This is a genomic window from Candidatus Limimorpha sp., assembly GCF_056203535.1.
Window position 1 is genome coordinate 90974 of record NZ_JBADWU010000054.1, and the last position, 9725, is coordinate 100698.

General features: G+C 42.4%; 14 protein-coding genes. 13 read left to right on the plus strand and 1 reads right to left on the minus strand.

Features of this window, described 5'->3' with window-relative positions; translation table 11 throughout:
• Positions 1-28: 28 nt before the first annotated feature.
• Positions 29-1009 (plus strand): hypothetical protein, encoded by a 981-nt coding sequence (locus AC06MN_RS06615; RefSeq protein WP_475671564.1) that lies wholly within the window; start codon positions 29-31, stop codon positions 1007-1009.
• Between the two features lie 73 nt (positions 1010-1082).
• Here the strand turns inward: AC06MN_RS06615 and AC06MN_RS06620 are convergent, their stop codons facing one another.
• Positions 1083-1691 (minus strand): Arm DNA-binding domain-containing protein, encoded by a 609-nt coding sequence (locus AC06MN_RS06620; RefSeq protein ID WP_475671565.1) that lies wholly within the window; start codon positions 1689-1691, stop codon positions 1083-1085.
• 185 nt (positions 1692-1876) lie between these two features.
• Here AC06MN_RS06620 and AC06MN_RS06625 point away from each other — a divergent pair, with 185 nt between their 5' ends.
• From AC06MN_RS06625 to AC06MN_RS06680, 12 genes are all read left to right on the plus strand, one after another.
• Positions 1877-2230, plus strand: coding sequence for a DUF2493 domain-containing protein (locus AC06MN_RS06625; protein ID WP_475671566.1), 354 nt, complete (start codon positions 1877-1879; stop codon positions 2228-2230).
• 59 nt (positions 2231-2289) lie between these two features.
• Positions 2290-2538, plus strand: coding sequence for a hypothetical protein (locus tag AC06MN_RS06630; RefSeq protein ID WP_475671567.1), 249 nt, complete (start codon positions 2290-2292; stop codon positions 2536-2538).
• Between the two features lie 15 nt (positions 2539-2553).
• Positions 2554-3018 (plus strand): hypothetical protein, encoded by a 465-nt coding sequence (locus AC06MN_RS06635; RefSeq protein WP_475671568.1) that lies wholly within the window; start codon positions 2554-2556, stop codon positions 3016-3018.
• A 115-nt stretch (positions 3019-3133) separates the two neighbouring features.
• Positions 3134-3742, plus strand: a complete 609-nt coding sequence (locus tag AC06MN_RS06640; protein WP_475671569.1) for a hypothetical protein — start codon at positions 3134-3136, stop codon at positions 3740-3742.
• On the plus strand, positions 3711-4370 hold the full coding sequence (locus AC06MN_RS06645) for a hypothetical protein (protein WP_475671570.1): 660 nt from the start codon (positions 3711-3713) through the stop codon (positions 4368-4370). The genes AC06MN_RS06640 and AC06MN_RS06645 overlap by 32 nt, the downstream gene beginning before the upstream one ends.
• Before the next feature lie 92 nt (positions 4371-4462).
• Positions 4463-5113, plus strand: coding sequence for a hypothetical protein (locus AC06MN_RS06650; protein ID WP_475671571.1), 651 nt, complete (start codon positions 4463-4465; stop codon positions 5111-5113).
• A 10-nt stretch (positions 5114-5123) separates the two neighbouring features.
• Positions 5124-6425 carry an MBL fold metallo-hydrolase gene (locus tag AC06MN_RS06655; RefSeq protein ID WP_475671572.1) on the plus strand — a complete coding sequence of 434 codons (1302 nt, stop codon included), beginning with the start codon at positions 5124-5126 and terminating at the stop codon, positions 6423-6425.
• Positions 6426-6427: 2 nt separating this feature from the next.
• Positions 6428-7009 carry a metallophosphatase domain-containing protein gene (locus AC06MN_RS06660; protein WP_475671573.1) on the plus strand — a complete coding sequence of 194 codons (582 nt, stop codon included), beginning with the start codon at positions 6428-6430 and terminating at the stop codon, positions 7007-7009.
• Positions 7010-7027: 18 nt separating this feature from the next.
• The gene (locus tag AC06MN_RS06665) at positions 7028-7612 is read left to right on the plus strand and encodes an ATP-dependent Clp protease proteolytic subunit (RefSeq protein ID WP_475671574.1); all 585 of its coding nucleotides are present in this window, start codon (positions 7028-7030) and stop codon (positions 7610-7612) included.
• A 21-nt stretch (positions 7613-7633) separates the two neighbouring features.
• Complete coding sequence (locus AC06MN_RS06670) at positions 7634-8272, plus strand: hypothetical protein (RefSeq protein ID WP_475671575.1); 639 nt, start codon at positions 7634-7636, stop codon at positions 8270-8272.
• 298 nt (positions 8273-8570) lie between these two features.
• Positions 8571-9032, plus strand: a complete 462-nt coding sequence (locus tag AC06MN_RS06675; protein WP_475671576.1) for a helix-turn-helix domain-containing protein — start codon at positions 8571-8573, stop codon at positions 9030-9032.
• Entirely contained in the window at positions 8921-9712 is a 792-nt protein-coding gene (locus tag AC06MN_RS06680) for an IS630 family transposase (RefSeq protein ID WP_475671577.1), read from the plus strand. Before AC06MN_RS06675 ends, AC06MN_RS06680 begins: the two co-directional genes overlap by 112 nt.
• The last annotated feature ends 13 nt before the right edge of the window (positions 9713-9725 follow it).

Genomic DNA, 9725 nt, shown 5'->3' on the forward strand with positions numbered 1-9725 from the left:
TTTTTGTCGCAACTTAAATGACAACAGGATGACACCCGAAGAAGTAATTATCAGAACACAAACAATTCTAAAAGAGAATTCAAAAGACTGGCAAGAGCGTTATGTCAATTATTTGACAAAATCAGTTGAAAATATACCTTCGATTGTCGAAAAGCGACAACTGTTTCATAAATGGGGAAATCTTAATGTTTATTTCACTATTGGTAGAGCCAAAGATAATTCAGGTGATTTTGACCTAAGGTATCAAGGGCAAAGTGTGGGAAGCGTTAATGTATCAAAAGAAGGTAAGGTTACACTTCACATTAGCGAAGAACAATATAAAAACAATTGTAATGAAAAATACTTTATTGGATATCCAAAGAGTATTTGTCTACCAAGTGGGAAAGAAGGATACGACTGGAAAAAATCAGTTGAAGCCAAAGAGTTTAGAAAATATTATAAGAGTCACCCAGAAAAGCAGGGGCATCAAGAGCATAAGTATGAGAATCAACTTTTAGTTGAATTTTTCAAAGAACATAGCGACAAGTCTCTTTGTGGAATACAACCAGTCACAATTGGTGATAGTGATTTGTTTTTCCAATTAACTACACCGTTAACAGCGAGTACATCTGAAATTAAATATGCTCCCCAAAAAGGTGGTGGAATAGATATTTTGGCTCGTAGAAATAGAGTATTAACTATATTTGAGCTTAAAGATGAGTTTAAGACAAAAGGAGAAAATCCAGAAAAAGTAATTTGTCAAGCAATTGCTTATGCAACTTTTATTGTAGAGTTATGTGGCACAAAAGCTAAAGATAAGTTTTGGGAGTTTTGTGGATATAGCGGTGAAAAACATGGGAATGAGAAAATCAACGTTTCAATTCTTATGCCTGACCCAGGAGATGGAACCGTGCCTGAATTCATGCATAAAGAAAGAGTTCTTGCTGTGCCAGGTTCAAAAATGAAATTAGAATTGCATTACACCTATTATGATAAGGAAAATGCTACAATAACAAGAACTTCGTTATAGAAACAACAAAACAGGGCGGATTTGATTCCGCCCTGTTTTGTTTCTCAGATTGCTTTTACACTGGTGATAAGTTCTATCGGCCAAACGCCTCTTCCTTGCTCACTTCCTTGAATTTTGTAATGGGATACATACTTCCCTTTTCTCTTTCTGGCTTAAACTTGCTGATTGGAACGGCAACTCTTTCGTGCGCTCCAAATAGTTCTTGGAGGATGTAGTATTTATCACCTAGTATATAAAAGTCTCTGGCATCGCATAGAAACTGATAATATCTACCAGCCAGGTCTTTATAATACCTTGTCTTTATCTCAGGCAGAGATTTCAAGCCTTGCAAACAGCGTTCTAATATATCCTCCGGACGGGCTATGTCTTTAGACAAGGCATCGCTGATGGCTTGCTTCATCATATCCTTGCCAAGAATATACTGGTTTTCTATACAAGCAAGCTCAACATCCATCACAACCATGCTGATGCGCTTGATGAGGAAATTGATCTCATCGGCGTTTTGCCCGTTGTGGTTGTGCGCATCGGCTTTCACCAATCTGCTTTTCTCGTTCCAATCTTCTTTCTTGATGGAAATCCCTAATGTTGATTGGACACGTTCTCCCATAAAGCTCCATGAAATCCTGATGGGACTTTCATCATGCAAGTTGGTGCGTTTCTCCAAGGTAAAACTGACTGACATATCTATTGGGTTTTGCGTGCAAAGATAGAGAATTATTCTGTTACGCACATAATTTACGCACTTATATTTTTACTTATTAGTATGCTGTTTCTTAGCGATTTACAATCAAATTGATTTCAATGCGATGAGGCTATTCGTATTAGTATCTTGTTTCAAAAAACATTTGTTCTTTAAAATACTGAAAAATGAGATTGGGAATCGTTGGCTCCAGAGAGTTCTTGGATTACTCTCTGCTGGCCGAAACAGTCGACAACTTTGTCGAAAAAACCAAGATTAAAGTCGAAAAGATTGTTTCAGGTGGTGCCAAAGGCGCGGATACGCTGGCCGCCCGATACGCTTCGGAACACAGCTATCCGCTGGAAGAATTCAAGCCTGATTATGGCCTCTACGGTCGCGGCGCTCCTCTGAAACGAAACACGACTATTGTCGAAAACTCTGACATCATTCTCGCCTTTGTCACGGCATCGAGCAAAGGCACTTGGGACACCATCCGAAAAGCCCAAGCACAGAATAAAATTGTCAGGATTTACAACGTCTGAGTCCCTTCGGGGACTTAGACACCCCTAAAAATCAAAGTCTAATTTAAACAGAAAGAAATATGGCAAATTGCGAATGGTGTGGGAAGTATTTCCCCGATGGAAAAGGGTACACTGGTGGCCCTCGATGGAACAGGAGGTACTACTGTTCCAAGAAATGCGCGCTGGAAGGCGAAAACAATCTGACGAGTGCCGACGAGGCAGAAGATAATCTGAGTTTTGCTCAAAGAGTGGGCAGGTTTATCAAAAACCTCATCATCACGGTCGTCATTATTTTGGCTATTTTAATCATCATAGGGATTTTATCATGAATTAAAAACAATGTTATGACAGAAACCGAGAAACTATTTGAAAAGTACGCCGAAGAAGGCGAAAAGATGGATGCCTTTGAAGCTTTGCGTCTGCTGACCAAAGCTTACATGAAAGAATGCGGGATTAGCCTTAGTATGCGAACCACGGTTTATACCGCTGCTGAGCAATGGCTATATCACCGCCTTCCTGAACAAAGCAACAATCCTTTCACAAAAGAACAAAGTGAAGAGCCATTGGTTAACCTGATGCCTCTGCTATGTAAGGAATACGACCCTGAGTATTACGGTCAATGGGACATCTGCGGCGGGTTAACGCTTGCACAAGAAGGCGAAACGGTTGAGGATGCTTACAAGCGCATTTGTCTCATCGCCGTTGAGGAAAGACGTTATGACATTTCTACGCTACGCGCCTTCTGTTGGGCCATCAAGAAATATCCATACTATTTTGAGTTATGGTTGGACGAAATGCTGAAAAGTTAAACGCAAGACAGTATCAGAAAAGCTGAATTATTACTTTTACGCACAGCTTTTACGCACATAAATATATAGCTATCATCTTACTGTCTTATAGCGTTTTGCAATTTTCTTGTAAAGATTGCATTACTGCCAATCGTATTGTATAGCGAAATTTAAAAACAAACGCACCATGAGTACAAAAAAATCCCACAAAGAACAAGAGAGAAAAAGAAAGCAACAACTGGAAGCCCGCGCCAACATCGACGCCTTCCGCACCCAACTTGAAATGAAAATCCGCAACCGCTTCCCGGAGTTGGGCACCGACCACCCCGCTGTGGTCGCCGAAATGGACGCCATCTGCGCTGCAGGACTGGCCGAGGGAATGATTGTCTTGGGCAAAATGGTGACTGGAATCCGCACTGAAATGGGAGTGAATCCCGAGGCCGACAAAGGGTCGCTCATCGGGTCCATCGTGCCCTACGTGCTCGGCATCACCATGGAGAACCCGATTGAGAATGGCCAACTGGACAGCACCCTTGCCAACGCTGCCGAAATCAAGACCCCGTTGCAGGTGAAGCTCTACTTTGACAACGAAGTCCGCAACAAGGTGGTGGAATGGGTGAAGGCTACCAACTTCGGCACCGTGACAGCGCGCCTCGGCCAGCCCATCGTGAAGTTGCCAAACGTGGTCGCCGAGTTCAAAAAAGTGGTCAAGGATGCTGATTTTCAATATCTTTTGGAACAATAAAAAAGCAATGAAAAAAAGTGGCATCAACGGCATTCGTACCATTGTGGTTTTGGATTCAATGGGCCTTAATGGTCAACGGACAATAAATCAGCTCAATCCAAAGGCAAGGCGTTCTCCGCTCTCAATCATTAAGAGCGGAGGCTATGCCTGCGTTCCAGCGATGGAAAATTTCGGGAACTTTTATCACCCATACGCCATATTCAACATTTCGCTTGACCTGGCAAAGAAGATATGTGGCAAGCAACAGCAAGCCTCATTTGTGTTTAGTGTACTGAATGAAAAAGGCATGATTCACAGTGAGTATTATTCAAAACAAGATCCAACACTTCCGTATAGCAAACAAGCCAATGACTATATCAAAAATGACGAGTGCGACACTTGGGAAGATACGTCTTATGCAGATGGCAATTTCACGGTAATAGGAAAAGAATTCAAATATGGTATGCCATTCAAAACTCTTTATGCGGTAAATGAAGCAATTTGTGAAAACTTGAAGAAAATGGTATCTATTGAGAAACTTCGTGGAAATCATTCAATCACAGAAGAAAGCGCACTTGAATATACGATAAATGGTGTAGGTCTATCTCCGTACTTGTGGCGAAAAGCAACAACAAAAGGACTATTATGACGAACTCTGTGCCGAATTTTTAGACAATACAAAGAATGTCTTTATTTTTGCAGAATGAAAATTAATGTTTAATCTTGCAATAATTTTATACCATGGAAAAAATTGAAAATTCAATTAAAAATGCTATCGAAAAGTCTTTCGAAATCCTAACAGAACTAAAAAAGAATGGTTTTTCAAAAGAAACTAAACTAATCATCCCAATTTATCAAAACAACAAGAGGAAGAATTCGGATTCGGATGACAAAATTAGGATTAGCGAGCAAGAATTAAGGTTCATCTTTATTGAGCAGCTCAATAAAATTATGGCCCCAGGCTTTTACTATTCAATTGAAACGCCTACAAAAAGCAGATACAAATTCTCAGACAAAGGTAAAGATTGTGAACCGGTAAGAAATGAAGGCCAATCTGGAAATTTTGACCTTACAATTCAAGATGAAAAGAAACAAATCATTGCCATTGTTGAGTTTAAGTCTAAGTCTGCATCTCCCCACGCATATGCTAAAGATTTATGTAAATTATGGAATAAAGAAGAAGGGCTTGGGGCAATAAGATACTTTATCAATGTTTTTGAAAATATGGATAAAACAACTCTGAATAGATTTGTGCAAAAAATTACTAATAACAATTGGATTAAAAAACAAAAAGGAGATGTTGATGCGATTATTGTATGTAAATCTTTGACCGAAAACCAAGAAGATTACGAATTCTTCGGAAAAGATAGTGAATTAAAAGAACTAAAATAGATCTCATTATTTGAATAAGAACATGAATAGCAATCAAAACGATATAAAGTTCATAATTCACCGTGGTTCCCACCAAATCGGTGGGAACTGCGTGGAGCTTGCGACACGCAATGCCAGGATACTTATCGACTGCGGCTTGCCCTTGGATTACGATGAGCAAGACATAGAGACCCAAAATGAGATTCGTGAGAATGCACGAAAATGGCTTCAAAACTGCGACGCTGTCTTCCTCAGCCACTACCATGCAGACCATTACGGGCTGCTCAATGAGGCTCCACAAGGCACCAAGGTTTACGCCACGAAGGAAACCGCTGAGCTGATGAAAATATCAGGGATGTTTGGCGAAGACCTCACGGAATATCTAGACATTCATCCTATCGAAGACACGGTGACTGTTAAAGACTTTCGTGTCACGAAATACGACGTTGACCATTCAGCTTTTGGGGCATGTGCGTTCCTCTTCGAAGCGTGCGGGAAACGTATCCTTTATAGCGGTGACATCAGACTGCACGGGAAGAAAGGTGTGCTATACAAAAACCTTCCTCAAAACGTGGATTATCTCTTTTTGGAAGGCACTAATTTGGGCAGGGGCGTTAGGCAAAAGACGGAAACGGCCATTGAGAATGAGTTTGTCAAACAGTTCTCTTCCAATTCGGATAGTTTGCATCTTGTGTGGTGCTCTTCTCAAAACATCGATAGGATCGTTGCATTGTATAGGGCTTGTGTCAGAACCAACCGCGTTTTAGGTGTAGACCCCTACGCTGCGTATGCCTTGGAGCTTGCTCATCAGAATCGGCAAAGCATTCCTAACAAAACATTCCCAAGTTTGGAGATTTATTTCCCATGGTCGTTTACCAGTTGGATGTTTGAGAAAGACAGACAATTGGTCCTTGACCTGCGTAGAGGGGCAACGAAATTAGACCAAACGGATTTGCCTGTGAATCCTTCAAAATATGTGCTGCTATATCGCCCTAAACTTATTGGCGACCTCAACAGGTACATCTCGAAGACTAAGGTTTGTCTGACCAATTCTATTTGGGCGCAATACTGGGAGCAAGACAAAAGTGAAATCAATCGTCTGAAGGCTTGGATTGAAGATAAGCCAGAGCTTAGGCAGAAACTGCCTGACATCCACACCAGCGGCCATGCTGACGTGGCATCGCTACAAAAGATTGTCGAGCATGTTCAGCCGAAATGCATCGTTCCCATACACACGGAAATGCCCGAAAAGTATAAAAAGCTTTTCCAAAGTTATTCCGTTCTCGCTGTCACTGACGAAACGACAATAGATTTAACTAACACAAAGGAATAAACATGAAAATACTACATATCTCTGATACTCACGGCAAGCATCAGATCCTGAAAGATTTGCCTAATGCCGATGTCATCGTGCATACGGGTGACATCACTGAAGACGGCATCGAAGAGGAAGTCAAGGACTTCATCGAATGGTTTGGCCAGCTGCCTTACAAGCACAAGATCTTCATTGCAGGCAACCATGACAATTGTTTGTATGGTGCCAACATTGAAGGCTTGCCAGATAATATGCATTATCTCTGCAATGATGGCATCACCATTGACGGCATCAAGTTTTACGGTGTGCCCATGTTTTTGCAGGACGACCTTGACGGCAACTTCCCTGAGCTGTTTGGCCGCATCCCTGCTGATACGGATGTGCTGCTTACGCATCAACCTCCATTAGGCATTCTCGATGAACAGGACGGTATCAATTATGGTGACTATACTCTTTACAAGCGTGTAATGGATGTAAGACCGAAATATCATCTTTTCGGACATCTGCACCACACTGAGAAAACACAGGAAGCGTTTCGGAGGGTGCGGTTTTCAAATGCGGCTGGAGGCAAGTATGGCCGATATGAATTGCTAAAGATTTGAGTCATAGGAGGGAAACTAATGGAAATCAAACAACTTGAACCCAAAGAAAAGATAGTTACTTTCTTTGGTGAAATCAAAAACACAACAGTCGAAGCGGCCATCAAGGATATTGCAAAAATCAACGCTAACGACCTTGACTATTCTGAGAAATGCCGTCAATGGGCGATTGAGAACCGTCAGGAGCCAGCTGTAGTACTCCTCACGCCAATCAGATTTTACCTTTCCACGGGCGGTGGAACGTGCTATGATGGAATGGCTCTCCACGATGTGATTGAGGCTTCAAAAACTCCAATAGAAATGATATGCACGGGCAAAATCATGTCGATGGGCATTGTGGTTGCGCTTGGTTCTAAAGTTCGCAAGGCCTACCGCAATACAACCTTCATGATTCATCAGGTACAAGGAATTTCCATTGGCTCATTGAGAGAAATGGAAGACACGGTGGCCGAAGCCTCTCGTATCAATGACATGCTTTTTAGAATCATCAAGGAAAAGACCAGCATCACGGATGCCCAGCTTAACGATGTGGTCCAGAATCGTAAGGACTGGTTTCTTACGGCTGAGGAAGCCTTGAAGCTGGGGATTGTGACGGAGATTATTTGAGGGGCAATAAGAAAAGAGGAAATGACAAAAGGAACAATGACTTTATTAAATGGCGCAATACTGGACTGCTATCCTTTGAAGCATACAGAAGCAAGGGTGGACAATGAAATGAGGCTTGACACTACAGGCAAATATTTATCTATTGGGAAGTCAAAGCATAGACATGATGCTGCGTCAAAAACTGACAAGGAGAAAGAGAAGGAGAAAAAACTATTCCTGAATAATGCCTTCTTGTTTCTTCAAAACAAAGACAGAATTATGTCGGATAGTCGCATGTTTCTTTGCCCAGTACCCATCCAGAACGGTTTGGCCTATACGGGAACAGCTGGGTTTAACCGTCCGACTTTGGGTGTGTATCTTGAATGGTGGCTAAACTGTGAAATAGCCACGATATTCAAAGAGGATAAAACGAGATGGCTCGTGCATTTCATTTCAGGTAGTCCTTTAACAGGAGCCAACAAATGTGGCATTGTCAACGAAAAGGGTGATATAGACTCAGAATCCCTTTGCCCGTTTTCGTCTATATGGTCGAGTTTTACGAGCATAAATAAGCGCTATGACGAGGAAAAAAGTTTGTATCAAGCGTACACTTTGGAAGAAGTCGTTAATAAGCTGGGACGAAGGGGTGTATTGAAACCTAGACGGGGTTTGGGAAGGTGAAATCAAAATTGCACAACTTATTCCTTAATTCCGCAGCACTATAATTTATAACTTTTTTAATGTCCTGAGCGACAAAAAGTTGCCCAGGACATTGCCATGTCAGAAATTTCACCTATCTTAGTGCTGTAAATAACGTAAGTTCGATATAAAATAATTGCTTGAAAAAGAATAACATAGCGATATTTTTTTTGTATATTTGTAGTGTAAAAATAACACTAGTACTTTGTAACATCTAAATATTGCATAAAACAAAGAATAATCGTATCTTTTGCCGCGTCACATACAACACGATACGATTATGCCTATCCAGAAGTACGAGGTAAGTCTGTCTGCAACGGAGCGCAAGCAACTTACCAAGATTGTAAAGTCCGGCAAGATGCCGGCAAGGACCATCCTTCGGGCCAATATTCTTCTTGCGGTGGACAAGAACGGGAAAAGTCCCATGACCGTGCAAGAAGCTGCGATTGCATTCAACACATCGTCCACTACAGTTCAGAATGTCCGGACTGCTTATGGGGAGAGGGGGCTCGACGCAACGCTTCAGAGGAAGAAGCGGGAGACTCCACCCGTGGAGGCAAAAGTCACAGGAGAAGTCGAAGCCCATATCATAGCCCTCGCATGTGGGGATCCGCCCAAGGGATATGCCAAATGGACACTCCGTCTCCTTGCCGACAAGTCGGTCAAACTGGGGTATATCGATTCCATATCGCACACACAGGTTGGACGCATTCTAAAAAAAACGAATATAAGCCTCACCTGAAAAAGTGCTGGTGCATCCCGGCCGACCATAATGCAGCCTTTGTTGCCGCGATGGAGGATGTCCTTGAGGTTTACAGCCGGCCGTATGATGAGAAGCGTCCGGTCGTATGCATGGACGAGAAGCCGGTGCAGCTGCTGGCGGAAGCCAGGGAAGGCTTTACGTCCAACAGTTCCGGCATACGCTACGAAGACAACGAGTATGTGAGAAACGGCACCTGCAGCATCTTCCTTTTCACCGAGCCTCTTGCCGGATGGCGACAGGCTGAAGCTAAACGGCAGAGGACCAGAACAGACTGGGCAGAGTGCATCAAGTGGATGCTTGACATGCACTATCCTGATGTTGAGCAGGTGGTCCTTGTATGCGATAATCTCAACACCCATAATATCGCATCGCTTTATGAAGCGTTTGAACCGGAAGAGGCTCTTCGGCTGGCTAAACGCCTTGAGATACATCATACTCCCAAACATGGGAGCTGGCTGGACATCGCTGAAATTGAACTTTCAGCCCTGGGAAACCAGTGCCTGTCGAAAAGGCGCATAGACAGCATTGAAAAGTTGAATGAAGAGATTGCTTCTTGGAATGCCGAGAGGAACGCCACTCAAAAGAGCGTCAATTGGCAGTTTAAGACTGTCGATGCCCGAATCAAACTGAAACATCTCTACCCTATATTGAACTTTTAAGTGTTACAAAATA